Origin of the sequence: Cellulophaga omnivescoria, from assembly GCF_027915275.1 — a bacterium.
GTDB lineage: Bacteria > Bacteroidota > Bacteroidia > Flavobacteriales > Flavobacteriaceae > Cellulophaga > Cellulophaga omnivescoria.
Genome location: NZ_CP115819.1, coordinates 2,797,548 through 2,810,951 on the forward strand (window position 1 = coordinate 2,797,548; position 13,404 = coordinate 2,810,951).

The 13,404-nt window shown below is 29.9% G+C and carries 14 protein-coding genes; 1 reads left to right on the forward strand and 13 read right to left on the reverse strand.

Going from position 1 to position 13,404, the window contains the following annotated elements; genetic code table 11:
• Positions 1–165 precede the first annotated feature (165 nt).
• Positions 166–1,197 (reverse strand): helix-turn-helix domain-containing protein, encoded by a 1,032-nt coding sequence (locus PBN93_RS12385; RefSeq protein WP_271080778.1) that lies wholly within the window; start codon positions 1,195–1,197, stop codon positions 166–168.
• Between the two features lie 27 nt (positions 1,198–1,224).
• Complete coding sequence (locus PBN93_RS12390; RefSeq protein ID WP_139344228.1) at positions 1,225–1,371, reverse strand: lmo0937 family membrane protein; 147 nt, start codon at positions 1,369–1,371, stop codon at positions 1,225–1,227.
• 411 nt (positions 1,372–1,782) lie between these two features.
• On the opposite strand from PBN93_RS12390, the gene PBN93_RS12395 reads away from it, so the two are divergent.
• Complete coding sequence (locus PBN93_RS12395; RefSeq protein WP_077403094.1) at positions 1,783–2,580, forward strand: TerC family protein; 798 nt, start codon at positions 1,783–1,785, stop codon at positions 2,578–2,580.
• Positions 2,581–2,582: 2 nt separating this feature from the next.
• Here PBN93_RS12395 and PBN93_RS12400 read toward each other — a convergent pair whose 3' ends face one another.
• From PBN93_RS12400 to PBN93_RS12450, 11 genes are all read right to left on the reverse strand, one after another.
• Positions 2,583–5,162 (reverse strand): ATP-binding protein, encoded by a 2,580-nt coding sequence (locus PBN93_RS12400; protein ID WP_271080779.1) that lies wholly within the window; start codon positions 5,160–5,162, stop codon positions 2,583–2,585.
• A 159-nt stretch (positions 5,163–5,321) separates the two neighbouring features.
• On the reverse strand, positions 5,322–5,768 hold the full coding sequence (locus PBN93_RS12405; protein WP_077403100.1) for a response regulator: 447 nt from the start codon (positions 5,766–5,768) through the stop codon (positions 5,322–5,324).
• A gap of 15 nt (positions 5,769–5,783) precedes the next feature.
• Positions 5,784–6,335, reverse strand: coding sequence for a helix-turn-helix domain-containing protein (locus PBN93_RS12410; RefSeq protein ID WP_271080780.1), 552 nt, complete (start codon positions 6,333–6,335; stop codon positions 5,784–5,786).
• Positions 6,336–6,593: 258 nt separating this feature from the next.
• Positions 6,594–7,043, reverse strand: coding sequence for a ferritin-like domain-containing protein (locus PBN93_RS12415; RefSeq protein WP_077403106.1), 450 nt, complete (start codon positions 7,041–7,043; stop codon positions 6,594–6,596).
• A 216-nt stretch (positions 7,044–7,259) separates the two neighbouring features.
• Positions 7,260–8,645: an NAD-dependent succinate-semialdehyde dehydrogenase gene (locus PBN93_RS12420; protein WP_271080781.1), complete on the reverse strand. Its 1,386-nt coding sequence runs from the start codon at positions 8,643–8,645 to the stop codon at positions 7,260–7,262.
• 40 nt (positions 8,646–8,685) lie between these two features.
• A complete protein-coding gene (locus tag PBN93_RS12425; protein WP_077403222.1) occupies positions 8,686–9,000 on the reverse strand; it encodes a hypothetical protein in 315 nt (104 codons plus the stop codon).
• 70 nt (positions 9,001–9,070) lie between these two features.
• Positions 9,071–9,370, reverse strand: coding sequence for a ribosome hibernation-promoting factor, HPF/YfiA family (gene hpf, locus PBN93_RS12430; protein ID WP_077403112.1), 300 nt, complete (start codon positions 9,368–9,370; stop codon positions 9,071–9,073).
• Between the two features lie 49 nt (positions 9,371–9,419).
• Positions 9,420–10,061: an NADPH-dependent F420 reductase gene (locus PBN93_RS12435; protein ID WP_077403115.1), complete on the reverse strand. Its 642-nt coding sequence runs from the start codon at positions 10,059–10,061 to the stop codon at positions 9,420–9,422.
• Between the two features lie 234 nt (positions 10,062–10,295).
• The gene (locus tag PBN93_RS12440) at positions 10,296–11,315 is read right to left on the reverse strand and encodes an AI-2E family transporter (protein WP_271080782.1); all 1,020 of its coding nucleotides are present in this window, start codon (positions 11,313–11,315) and stop codon (positions 10,296–10,298) included.
• A gap of 109 nt (positions 11,316–11,424) precedes the next feature.
• Positions 11,425–12,330, reverse strand: coding sequence for a YihY/virulence factor BrkB family protein (locus PBN93_RS12445; RefSeq protein WP_077403122.1), 906 nt, complete (start codon positions 12,328–12,330; stop codon positions 11,425–11,427).
• A gap of 137 nt (positions 12,331–12,467) precedes the next feature.
• A complete protein-coding gene (locus PBN93_RS12450; RefSeq protein WP_271080783.1) occupies positions 12,468–13,304 on the reverse strand; it encodes an AraC family transcriptional regulator in 837 nt (278 codons plus the stop codon).
• Between the last annotated feature and the right edge of the window lie 100 nt (positions 13,305–13,404).

Genomic DNA, 13,404 nt, shown 5'->3' on the forward strand with positions numbered 1-13,404 from the left:
GGTAAGGTTTTAATCTTACCGCCTTTTTTATGTACTTGCTATAGTTTATAAGTTTTAATTATTATCTAATGCCTATATAACTGTATTTTTAAAATATTGGATCATTTTAAAACTAAAAACTCCGCTTAAAAAGCGGAGTTTTTAGTTTTATATATTTTTACAGTACTAAGCAGTAAGTGGTGTAGAAAATTGATTTTCTTGATAGTATTTTGGACTACAATTATACTTTTCTTTAAATATTTTAGAAAAATAACTTCTACTTGTTAAACCAACTGTATACACAATTTCAGAAATATTAAGGTCTGTAGTTTTTAGTAAATTCTCTGCTTTTTCTACTCTTGTATTTCTAATAAAATCAGACACGGTACGGTTGTGTAGCAGTTTAAAACCTTCTTGTAATTTTGCAGGAGACATACCAGATTTTTTACTTAAATATACCAGTGTATACTTAATTTCTGGATAATTTCTAATAAAATTAGATAATTCCTTAACAGTGTCCATTTCATTTCTTGTTAAAGAACCAAAATTTGTAGCGCCGTGTTTTTTATCTTGGTTGTGTTGCTCTATTTCTAACGCTAAAACAGTGTGTACAATTCCCTTTATTAATAGTTGTCTAACAATACCTTTTTGTTTAATAGCCTCTAATTGTTGCATTTTTTCTGCAATTTTAAGGTTGTAAGAACCTACATATGCAAATATTTCTTTTTCTTTAGAGGGCATAAATGTTTTTAATAGCTGGGTTTGTAACAAATCATCAGCCTCTTCATCAGCATTTTCGGTATAGGTATTTATACTAATATTAGAGAAAGTTACAGCTTGCCCTTTTCTAAAGTAAAAACAAGCGTCTTTACTAGGGTCACTAGCAAATATCCCTGTCTGAAACTGGTTTAATGATCTTTGTTTTCCATTTAAACCAAAACTGTGGCTCATTTGTCCTTCTGCACAATATAAAAAGTAAATTGGGTTGGTAACTGGTGTGTTTCTTACTATAATAGTGTCTTGTGCAAACTTTAAATTATACTCTATAAAAGATATGTTTTTGTTTACAGATACACCTTTAATGTCTCCTGTAGCAAAATTATTATCTAATTCTAAAGAGTACTCTTTATGCGTATACTCTAAACTTCCGCCTAGATCTGCTTTAAATTGATTAAAGTCTTGTTCTATATTGTTTGTTTTAAGATTTATAACTTTCATAACGTTTCTTGTTTAGGAGATTCTTACTTATTTTTCTTGTAATACTTTTATAATAAAAAGTATTGTGGCTGCTACTAAAAAAATATGTGCTATGTAACCTAAAGCGTATATAAAAAAGGCAAGTGCCCAAATTATTATCAAAATTATTGCCAGTGGTAGTAATAGCTTTTTCATATTATTTTTAATGATTGTTTTTTATTAAATAGATATTAAGAGTTACTCTTATTCCTTATTCAAATTTTTAAAACGATCAGTAGTTTTTTTAGTAGATTCTTGTTTGTTTTTTTTTGGACGCAATGATTCTTTAACCCAACTACGTCCAACTCTAGAGTTTGTAATGCACGCTTGTTTTATATGTATCATATTGTTATTGTTTTTTGTTTGATACAAAGTTGGTGAAGAGTGCGTCCTTTTTTGTTATATAATTTTTGTTTTATGTTATATAATTATTAGAAAAGCCCGGTTTTTGGACGTTAAGCCATTATTTATTGATGCTTTTAAGTAATATTGCTACTTTTTGATACTATTTTTTATAATTTTATGGAGACATATTAAACTATAACATTACACTACAAACCATTACCTATGTTAGAAATTTTTTCTAGTGCAGATGCTTGGATAGCATTGCTTACTTTAACTTTTTTAGAAATTATATTGGGGATAGATAATATTGTATTTATATCTATAGCGGCAGGTAAACTACCAAAAGAACAGCAAAAAAAGGCCACTAATTTAGGATTGTTGTTGGCAATGCTTCAACGTATTATATTGTTATTAGGAGTATCTTTTTTAGTTGGACTAAAAAAACCGTTTTATACCATTAATACATCATGGCTAGAGGTTGGTATTAGCTGGCAAGGTTTAATATTATTTTTTGGGGGTCTTTTTTTGTTATACAAAAGTACATCTGAAATACATGAGAAAATAGATGAACCTGGTGAAGAGGAAGAAGAATTAATGGCGAAAAAAATTACCACACTACCAAAAGCTATTGTACAAATAGTACTTATAGATTTTATATTCTCTATAGATTCTATTTTAACTGCAGTGGGGATGACAAACGGTATTGGTACTCAGGAAAACCACTCTTTAATATTAATGATAATAGCAGTTGTAATATCTATTTGTGTAATGATGCTTTTTGCCAATACTATAAGAGAGTTTATAAGTAAACACCCATCTATGCAACTATTGGCATTATCTTTTTTAATATTAATAGGTTTTATGCTAATTACAGAAGCAGCTCACTTATCTGGTACCGTATTGTTTGGTAAAAGTATTGGCGCAATACCAAAAGGATATTTGTATTTTGCTATTGCATTTTCATTATTGGTAGAGTTTTTAAATATGAAACTAAAGAAAAACTCTGCCAAACGTAAATAATATTAAACTGGTAAATAGATACAAAATGTAGAGCCTTCACCTTGTTTACTCTTAGCAGTTATATGCCCTCTATGGTTAACCACAATTTTTTTACAAATGGCTAAACCTATGCCAGTACCAGAGTACTGTTCTTTTTGGTGTAGACGTTCAAAAAGACCAAATATTTTTTTAGCATTTTCTTGATCAAAACCAATACCATTATCTTTTACAGTTATTTGGTAATAATTTTTTCTTCTTTTATCAAAAGTTTCTTTAATTTTTGTGCGCGGTATTTTTTTACAGTCTATTGCTATTGTTGGGCTTTCTGTAGTAGATTTGTATTTTATAGCGTTATTTACCAAATTATTAAATAACTGTTCCATTTGAAAAGGAATGGCTTTTACTGCAGGTAAGTTAGCAACAGTAATAGCAACACCAGATTCATTAACCAGTTCTTCTAAATCATCTAATACTTTATTTAATGTATTATTAAGCTCAACTTTTACAAAATCTTTTTTAGTTCTATTAATTCTAGAGTAAGCTAATAGGTATTTAATTAATGTTTGCATTCTGTTTGCAGAACTATCAATTTTACTAAAGTACATTTTTCCTCTGTCTGATAGTTTTTCTAATTCTCCCTCAGACAATCTAGAAATAAACATTTGTATTTTACGCATAGGTTCTTGCAAGTCATGGCTTGCTACACGATTAAAAGATTCTAGTTCTGCATTAGAACGCTTTAGCTCTTCATTTTTAGCCTTTAATTTTTCTTCGGTTTTTACACTATCTGTAATATCTTGTACAACACCAACAGAAGTGTTTCTGCCATCTTTAATAATGTTTTGGCCGTTTACATAAATATGTTTAATTGTACCAGATTTGGTAATTATACGGTATGTGTGTATGTTAGAGCTTCCTTTTTCTACCATCTCTTTGCCAAACTTGTCATACCTTTTTAAATCATCTGGGTGAACAAACCTACGGTAATTATCAAAAGTAACTTCAAAAGCATTTGGCTCATATCCTAAAATACGGTAAAAGTTATCAGATATTACCGCAGCACCAGTATCTAAATACCAAACATAACTACCAATATCTGCAACTTCTTCGGCATCTTTAAAAATAGAGTTTTGTATTTCAATCTCTGTATATAATGCGTTTAGTTTTTCTGCTCTTGTTTTTTCTAAGGTTATGTCTCTAGAAGTAACCGTTACACCATCATTTAATTTTATAGCTGTATCATGTAACCAAATCTCTTTACCGTTTCTGTTAATTTTAGTTTCATATTCTATTTGGCGAGACTCTTCAATACAGCTAACCATTTTTTCAAAAACTCCATTTTTAAAAATATTTGGATAAATTTCTGTAGCTCTTTTGTATTTTAGCTCAGACGGAATGTTGTTTTTAATTCCTTCATTTAAAGCATCATTTATAAATAAAATTTCAAAATCTATTATGTAACCCTTATCATTTCTAATAGATTTAAAATGTGTAACTATATTAGATGTGCTTTTAAAAACATTACTTAAAAAAGCTCTATTGTCTAGCAATAATAAATTTTGAGCTTCTAGTTGGTCTTTGGTTACTGTTAAGTTTTTCTTTATAATATGTTCTTCTGTAATGTCACTAGCAGTTGCTAAAACACCTTTGTTAAGTTTTACAACATTTGTTTTAAATCTGTAATCTTTACCATTAAAGATATGGTTTCTTTTAAATTTTTGATTTTTGCCAGTTTCATAACAATCTACCAAAATCTCAAAAACGCCATTTTTAAACTGTATGGGTAATATGGCAGATAGTAATTTACCCTTCATCTCATTAACCTTTGTACCTAATACATTTTCTATATTGTGGTTTATATAGTCAATTTTAAAATCTATTATTTTATTAGCCTCATTTTTTACAGGTGTGTAATAACTAACTATGTTTTCGGTGTTTTTTAAAACGCTTTCCAAAAAAGCGGTGGTACGGTTGTTTTTTTTACGTTGCTTATTAATTTGCCAAAACGACACAAGAAAAATAACCAAAGCAGACATTCCTAAAAATAAAGTAGTTATAGGAGTTATAAGTCTAGAGGTAGAAAATTGCTCTTGTTGTTCTGCTAAATAATGTTCTGCATTGGCAAGCATAGTAGTTTTAATAGCTTCAATTTCATCCATTAAAACAGAAGCATTATGTAACAAAATAGCATCGTTTTTTTCTTCTAAGGTAGTATCTGTTTTATATGCATTTAATTGATCTAGCGCCTTGTAAAAAGAGTTTTGTATAGTGCTTAATTCTTGTAATTTTTTTTGCTGGTTTGGTTTGTCTTTAGTTAAAATTTTAAGCCTATTAAATGTAGTTAAAGCACTATCTTTTTGTCTGTTTAATAATATGGTATGGTTTACCTTGTCTTGAAGTTTATTTTTTAAAACCTGAGACTGCATCATTGCATATCTAGAAAAAAGGGTGTTTATTTCTGTTTCTACACGAAGAGTAAAAACAACCAATTCTGCAGTTTTTTCTTGTTCTCTAATTTGTTTGTAACTGTTACTTCCTAAAAAGGTTAATAACGCAATAGATAAAATTAGAAGTACAATAAATATTTTAGAAGATTTAACCACTTGCTATATTATTTTTAGTGTTTGGTTTGATAGACAAGCTAAAGTAAGAAAACAATTTTTTATACAACCTCTTTTAAGAGTTGCTTAATGTATAGAGTTAAAAATAAAACGGATAGAGCACAAAAGAGAGTAAAAAATTTTGTGCTCTATTTTAATGCATTACAAACGCAGTAAAAAATTATCTCTGTTAAGTGCAGAGGTATGGTACTGCCAATTTATTTTTACTATTTTGTCTATAACCTTTTTTAAAGCCGAAAAACTATTGGGCTTGTTAATGTAAATGTTTGCGCCATGTACAAAAGTCTCTTCTATATCTTGTTCTGATGAGGAAGTAGAATAAATTGCTACACACAATTCTTTAAGAGCATCTGTATTACGTATTTCCTTTAAACATTGCATACCGTTTTTAATTGGCATATTTAAATCTAGAAAAACAATCTCGGGCAAAATGGTGTCCGGTAACAGTAAATAATCTAATAGTTCCTTACCATCTTTAAATAAAGATAGGTTTGTTTTTACATCAATTTCTTCAATAGCCTCCTCAAACAATAAGCGATCGTCAGAGTCATCATCGGCTAAAACTATATTCATAATATCTACCGCCATTAGTTTAGGGTTTTACTATTCATTTTCCTTTCTTTTATTAATTATCCTCTGAAATGCAGAAGGTGTTAAGCCCGTTGTTTTTTTAAATTGGGCAGATAAATGTGCTACACTACTGTAATTAAGTTCATGAGCTATTTCTGTAAGCGTATAATTTTTATGAATAATAAGTTCTTTAGCTAAGTCTATTTTCTTAAGAATTATAAAGTTTTCTATAGATGAATACGTAGTTTCTGAAAACACAGAGGACAAGTGCGCGTAAGAGTAATTTAGTTGTTCTGCTAGATAGTCTGATGCATTGTATTTGCTAGACTTTTCAGTATCGTTTATAAGTTCTGTAATTAGTTCTTTTATGCGTTGCACTAAAGCACTTTGTTGGTCTACTATAATGCTTATGCCATAATGTTTTAAGGCTTTTGTTACTTGCTGCAACTGTTTTTCTGTTGGTTTTCTTTTAAACTCAACCTCGCTTAAACTATTTATTTTATACTCTAAATTTAACGCACCTAACTGTTCTTGCAAAATAGTTTTACAAATTAAGTTATAATCAAATTTAAGATTCATTTTCATAAAATGACACTAAAATTGTACTCTGTTTTTTTACAGAAATAAACGTTTTATTACTACAATAATTAATTTGCTAAATATAGGCTTTTTATTAATATGCACTCCTTTTTTTAGGCTGTGCACTATATTTTTTAATAAGATAAAACTTAGCTTATTAATTATTAATAAGTTAGTATTTACTTTTTAAGTGTGCTTTGGTAACCTATTAAAATAAAAAAAGGATGCTAAAAGCATCCTTTTTTTATTTAGTAAATGTATATACTAGCTTATGTCTTCTAAAAACTTAATAGTGTTTAAATCAGACTTAATATTGTTCATTTGCTTTAACAGCACTGTTGCTGTGCTAGATGGTAGTGTGGTATCTTTTAGTACATTCTCGTATTCTTCTACGGCAGCTTTTTCTCCTCTAATAGATTCTTCTAACATAGACTCTGCATCATCTGCAGCAAAAAAGGCTTTAGTGTCCATCCAAGCTCTGTGCATTGTACCTGTTAAACTTCCTCCTTTTTCTGGTTCTTCTCCAAATTTAGCAATCTCTGTTTTTAATTCATGTCCAAAATCATAACGTTCTTTACTACGTTTGTTAAAGTATGTTTTTAGTGCACCGTGATCTGTATTTTCGGCTGCTTTTTTATATCCTTTTTCAGCATCGTATGTTTTTTCTAGTAAATTGTTTAGTTTTGTTCCTACTTGTTCAGTGTATGTTGTCATATTTAAAAAAAATTATGTTACGGGACTTATTTGTTTAATGATATAGTCCGTTTAATATCATACTCAAATTTACAAGTATTAAATAGCTAAGTTTAACGCTATTAATTAACTTTTTTGCTCAATTAATAAAGTGTTTTTTTAGCATAAGTGTTGTAAAAATAAAACGCTAAGTCTTAATAAGTCTTAGCGTTTATTTTACATGTATATTTTTATTTTTTAAGCTTGTGTAATTGCTTTTGCGTTTACAAATTCTTTTACTCCAAAACCTCCGTGTTCTCTTCCGTAACCAGAGTTTTTAACGCCACCAAATGGCATATTTGGATACGCCAATCCATAGGAGTTTATATGTATCATACCTGTGTCAAAATAATTTTTAGCTAGGTCCATTGCCTTATCAATATCTTCACTAAAAATTCCGCCACCTAAGCCAAACTTGCTATCGTTGGCTATACGCATAGCGTCTGTATTGTCTTTAGCTTTAATTAATGATGCAACAGGCCCAAATAACTCTTCATTGTAAGCAGGTTGTCCAGATGTTACATTTCCTAAAACGGTAGAAGGGTAGTAGTAGCCTTTTGTATTTGGTATTTTTCCTCCACATAAAATTTCTGCTCCTTTTTCAACGCTTTTTTCAACTTTCTTATGTAGTTGTTCTCGTAGATCTTTACGTGCAATAGGCCCCAAATCAAAATCATCATTTGTAGGATCTCCATAACTCATTCTTTCTAAAATATTTACAAATTGTTTTTTAAACTCATCATAAACACTATCTACCACAATAAAACGTTTGGCAGCAATACAAGTTTGCCCATTATTGTAAATTCTTGCATCGGCACAAATTTTAGCGGCTTTGTTAATATCTGCATCATCTAGTACAATATAAGCATCATTACTACCAAGTTCTAAAACTGTTTTCTTTATTACTTCTGCAGATTTTACGGCAACGTGTTTACCTGCTGGTGTACTACCTGTTAAAGTAATACCTTTTACATATTTGTTTGCAATAATATCATCAGAAACATCGTGATTTATGACTAACACCTGAAACAAGTTTTTAGGCAAGCCAGCTTCTTCATATATTTCTTTTAATTTTAAGGCACAACCAGTTACATTTTTAGCATGTTTTAGTAACACACCATTACCGGCCATTAAGCTAGCAATAGAATAACGTATAGGTTGGTATAACGGAAAATTCCAGGGTTGTATACCATAAACTACACCAATTGGCGAGTAGTGTATTGTTCCTTTACCACCATCATAAAGGGGTCTTTCTTCATCTTGTAATTGTTTTATTCCTTCTGTAGCTGTGTAGTTACAAATAGCAATACATAAATCTATTTCTTGGTAACTTTGGCTAAGTAACTTACCCATTTCTTTAGTCATTAATTGGGCATAACTTTCTTTATGTTTCTCTAGGGTTTTACCAATAGATTTTATGATATTTGCTCTCTCATCTAAAGATTTTAGTTTCCAGTTTAAAAAAGCTTTGTGGCAATCCTCTACTTTATTAGTTGCCTCATCGCCACTTAAATATGTGTATTCTGCTATGGTTTCTTCGGTAGCAGGATTTATTGTTTTAAATTTGTTTTTGTCTGTGCTCATTGTGTGTTCTTTTAATTTATTCTTCTTCTAATTCCTGCTACTATAAATTATCTTTATTTGTATTAGCCCTCTCTGGCTCTTCTAAATTTTCTTTAGACTCACCACCTTGACCAAACAGACTGTTTTCTTCATCTATTAAGTTATTTTTGGTATAAATTTTACTTTCATTTCTGCCAGGTATGTCTAAGTCTTTACCTTGAAAATCTATAATTTCTTTTCTGTTTTGCAATAATTCATCATCACCCGTATCTAAACGTAAGCCTCTTTTGCCAATAGCTTGTAAGTCCTCTTCAGTAATATTAGAATTATAAGTTTCTGTTTCTGTATTAACTTTATTTTTTTTATCTGTGTTCATTGTAATTTTTTTATGTGATGTTTCTTTCTTCATTCTTCCCTAAAAAAGCAATTGCTATTCTAAATTTATACTACCTAACACCCATTTTATCTTTTGTTTTTTGTAATTGATTATCCAAATCTCTTACGGTTTCAGCAATGGCAGATTCAAAATTATCTGCATTTGTAGATGCAAAAATTCTAGGACCAGGCATACTTAAGCGTATATCGCAAATTTGCTCTTGGTCATCGGACCTGTTTTGTACTTTAAAAAATACATCTGCCCTGTGTACAAAGTTGAACTTCTTGTGTAAATGTTCTAATTTTTCTTTTGCTATGTTTTCTAGTCTGCTACTTGCTGTAACATCGTGGTATTCAAATATAATTTGCATATAATTTTTTTTTAGTTTGTAAATTATTTTAAGTAGTACTATTTGTTACTTAAAATGATTTTTGTGAATTTATAGTTTCTAGTAAATCTGATTTAGAGGTGCTTAAACCATAAATTTTTTGATCTGGATCCATAATTTTAGTGTCGCTTAAATTACCAACATAAACTGCATCAAAACCAATATCTTCTATTAATTCTTTTACGACAGATTTACTTTCTTGATCTTGTGCTGCAAATGGTATAGATAATTTATCTGTGTCTTCAAAAGCACGGTTCTTTAAATCTGAAGCCTTAATGGTGTTAAACGCCTTTGCCGTTTTAGCAGAGCTAAATTTCATTGCAGTGTACTCTGATGCGTTGTAATTTGCATCTCTAACATCTTGTGCCATTTCTCCATCTCTTTCTGGATATGGGTTTGTAGCATCTAGTATTACGCTATTGGCGTATTCACCAGCATAAAGCTCAGATATTTGGTCTATAGCTTTGTATGGCATTGCTAATACATAAACATCTGCTTTAGCTTCAAAAGTATCTGTAATACTCATTGCTTTTGCGTTAGGACCAGCTTCTTTAACCAAGCTACCTAATTCTTCTGGGTGTCTAGAACTAAACATAACATTATGTCCTGCTTTTGCCCAATGTTTTCCTAAATTTCCTCCAATATTTCCGCTTCCTATAATTCCTATTTTCATATGATATTAATTTTATATTCTGACGCATCAGAATGTTATACTTTAATTTCTATATCAAAATTACAATCTACTTATAGTTGGGGTTAACTGGTATCCGTTCTTTTTTGATGCTATCAATAAAATGAAGCTATTTTGAGTGTTTTTTGTTTAAAAAGGATTGTTTTTTAGGTGTTTTTGCTTTAAAAATGCAAAAACTAGTAAAAATAAGGAGTGTGGTGTTAAGTGCTTTTTTAATTAAATACTGTTGCCAGATTCTCCATATTGATTTTTATAAATGCGGACAACAACAAGAAAAAGACTAACCAATAATGGGCCAAAAATTAAACCTATAAAACCAAATAAAGGGACACCAACCAATACACCAACAAGTGTAATTAAAGGGTGTACATCATCTAATCTTTTTAAAATATATAATCTAAATATATTGTCTGTAGCTCCTATTGCCACTAAACCGTAGATTAAAATTCCCCAGGCCTGAAAAGTATCGCCATTAGATAAGGCCAATAAAAATACAGGTATTGTACCTAATGCACTTCCTACAAAAGGAATCATAGAACCAATAGTAACTATAGCTGCCCAAAAAAACGGATCGTTAATACCAAAAATATAAAAACCAATTAACGCAACTAAACCTTGACCTATTGCTACTAGTGGTATGCCCAAAGCATTTGCTTTTACGTTAGCAGTAATTTCTTTTCCTATAGTTTTTAAATTGCTGTCTTTAATGGGTATATACTCATATAAAGACTCTCTTAATTTTTTTCTGTTAGTTAACATAAAATACAGAATAAAGTACATTATGGTTATAGATATTACCATAGTAAAAGTACTACCTGCAAAATTCTGTAATTTGCCAGACAACCAGTTTGTTATGGAGCTGGTATCTATCTCTGTTCCTAAATCTATGTGCAAAAAAGATTCTATCTTTTCTAGTTGAGTTTTTCCGGCATTAATTACTTTTTGTGAATTATCTACGGCATATTTAATTTTGGACCCCATCATAAAACCTAATCCAGTTATGGGTACCATTATGCACAAGAAAGATAATATCATTAAAAAAATAGCCGCAATATTGACTTGCCAACCTTTTTTAGCAAGTTTTTGCATTGGTTTTTTTAAGATTACATACATAGTTATGGCTCCTAAAACACCACTTAAGTAAGGTAGTATTTCTTTAAATATAAGTCCGCCCATTAATACTATTAGTAACAGAACAAAAATTTGTCTAATAATATGTGGGCTAATATATTTCATAATTTATGGTTTTAAACTTGTATGTAATTAGTGTGTCAAAGTTGTATTATTAGGCTGTATTGTATTACTCTTATTGGTTAAATAATTAACTCTTATAGGGTTTTATTCATTATTCCTTTTTTATACTTATTGCTGTTGGCTCTATTCCTTTACCGTATCTTTTTGCATATACATATGTAAACTCTGCTCCAAAAAATAAAATTAGAGAAGAGTAACTAACCCAAAGAAGAATTAGAATAATGCTACCAGCAGCGCCATAGGTAGAGCCAGGATCTGCCTGACCAAAATAAATGCCTAACAAAAGTTTACCAATAACAAAAAGTAACGCTGTTAAAATTGCACCAATCCATACTGTTTTCCACTTAATTTTAGCATCTGGTAAATACTTAAACATTAGTGCAAAAAGTATAGAAATAATACCAACAGATAATAAAAAGTCTAAAATATAAGCTAGATATAGTAAAACGTCTGGTAGTACCTCTCGGATGTAATTATTTAGTGCGCTAATGGCGGTAGTAACAATAAAACTAACCAACAATAAAAAGCCAATAACCAAAATAAAAGCAAAGCTTATGGCACGGTCTGTAACTATTTTCCAAATTTTAGCTTTCGGGTTAGGTTTAATTTTCCAAATTTCATTTAAAGATATTTTTAACTGGTAAAACACACCTGTAGCACCAAAAAGCAATGTGCCAATACCAATAATTGTAGAGGTTAAGTTTTTATTAGAGTTTTGTGTTTCTCCAATAATATTCTCAATAGCTTTGGCTGCATCGCTACCCAAGGCAGAAGAAATTTCGTTTGTTAAATTTCCTTGTACAATGTCTATTCCCCAAATAGCGCCTACAACGTTAATAATTATAACTAACAAAGCTGGTAAGGCTAAAACGGTGTAATATGCTACAATAGCACTTAACCTAAAGGGATCGTCTGCCATCCAAGAGGTGTACGTTTCTTTTAATAAAGACGGTAAGTCTTTGCTTGTAAATGTATCTGAGTTTCTATCCTGTGTCATTGGTAATTTGCATTAAAAGTCAAGCATATATAGCTTAGTTTGCTATAAAACCACTTTTGTACTCAAAATTGGCTTTATTTTTTTAAAGCAATTAATCCAAATGCATTTATTGTTAATGCAAATCCTTTTTAATAATCTTACTTTTTATGTTTTTTTCTGTAACTAGCAGGAGATAATTTGTGTAGTTGTTTAAATTTTTTAAAAAAGAAGGGGAGCGATTCATAACCACAGGCATAACCAATTTCTGACACAGATTTGTTGGTGTGTAGTAACATTCTAATAGCTATATTAACTCGATATTCATTTAAAAAAACAAAAAAAGTTCTTCCCATAATTTTTAAAAAAAACCTAGCGAATGATTGCTCTGACATATTTACCTGCTTGCTTACCTCTTTTAAGTAAATTTTACGATTGTAATTTTTGGCTATATACGAGTGTATTTTAGATATTTTACTTGTATAATCATCAGATATATTTTTTGTAAAACTACTGTTAGATAGTGTTTTATAATCTGTTTTAGTAAGTTTTAGTAACAAACTTAGTAGACTTATGTATAGTTTGCTGCCCTCTTTATGCGTCATTTTTTTAAGTTCAGGAATAAGTATTTTACTTCGCTCTTTATTAAAAATTATTCCTTTAGAAGCAGCTACAAATAAATTGTGTAATGGTTTTAACTCAGGTATGTTAGTATAAATATCTTTGTTCCATTGTACTACAAATGAGCTAGATTTTACCGTGTCACTCTTATTATTTGTCCAGCAATGTGGTACATTAGACTGTATTAAAACTAGCTCTCCTGGCTCATAAGCACCAACATAGTCGCCAATAAATTTGGTGCCGTAACTTTCTTCAATATACGTAAGCTCTAGTTGTGGGTGAAAATGCCACGGAGTTTCAAAATCTCTACTAGTATAATTAAAAGCTACTATACTTTTTTCTATTCCTAACGGAATTGTTTCTAAAATAGGCTTCATTTTAGACTAAATGTTGGTTAAATAATGCATATCAATACACTTATAAATATAGCTTATTTAATTGTTATTTTATTTAATTAAAATTTATAATGATAAAATA

Bases quoted from the DNA above. Each gene is read 5' to 3' on its own strand.
- PBN93_RS12385 (WP_271080778.1), bottom strand. From the start codon at position 1,197: ATGAAAGTTATAAATCTTAAAACAAACAATATAGAACAAGACTTTAAT.
- PBN93_RS12390 (WP_139344228.1), bottom strand. From the start codon at position 1,371: ATGAAAAAGCTATTACTACCACTGGCAATAATTTTGATAATAATTTGG.
- PBN93_RS12395 (WP_077403094.1), top strand. From the start codon at position 1,783: ATGTTAGAAATTTTTTCTAGTGCAGATGCTTGGATAGCATTGCTTACT.
- PBN93_RS12405 (WP_077403100.1), bottom strand. From the start codon at position 5,768: ATGGCGGTAGATATTATGAATATAGTTTTAGCCGATGATGACTCTGAC.
- PBN93_RS12410 (WP_271080780.1), bottom strand. From the start codon at position 6,335: ATGAAAATGAATCTTAAATTTGATTATAACTTAATTTGTAAAACTATT.
- PBN93_RS12415 (WP_077403106.1), bottom strand. From the start codon at position 7,043: ATGACAACATACACTGAACAAGTAGGAACAAAACTAAACAATTTACTA.
- PBN93_RS12420 (WP_271080781.1), bottom strand. From the start codon at position 8,645: ATGAGCACAGACAAAAACAAATTTAAAACAATAAATCCTGCTACCGAA.
- PBN93_RS12425 (WP_077403222.1), bottom strand. From the start codon at position 9,000: ATGAACACAGATAAAAAAAATAAAGTTAATACAGAAACAGAAACTTAT.
- hpf (WP_077403112.1), bottom strand. From the start codon at position 9,370: ATGCAAATTATATTTGAATACCACGATGTTACAGCAAGTAGCAGACTA.
- PBN93_RS12435 (WP_077403115.1), bottom strand. From the start codon at position 10,061: ATGAAAATAGGAATTATAGGAAGCGGAAATATTGGAGGAAATTTAGGA.
- PBN93_RS12440 (WP_271080782.1), bottom strand. From the start codon at position 11,315: ATGAAATATATTAGCCCACATATTATTAGACAAATTTTTGTTCTGTTA.
- PBN93_RS12445 (WP_077403122.1), bottom strand. From the start codon at position 12,330: ATGACACAGGATAGAAACTCAGATACATTTACAAGCAAAGACTTACCG.
- PBN93_RS12450 (WP_271080783.1), bottom strand. From the start codon at position 13,304: ATGAAGCCTATTTTAGAAACAATTCCGTTAGGAATAGAAAAAAGTATA.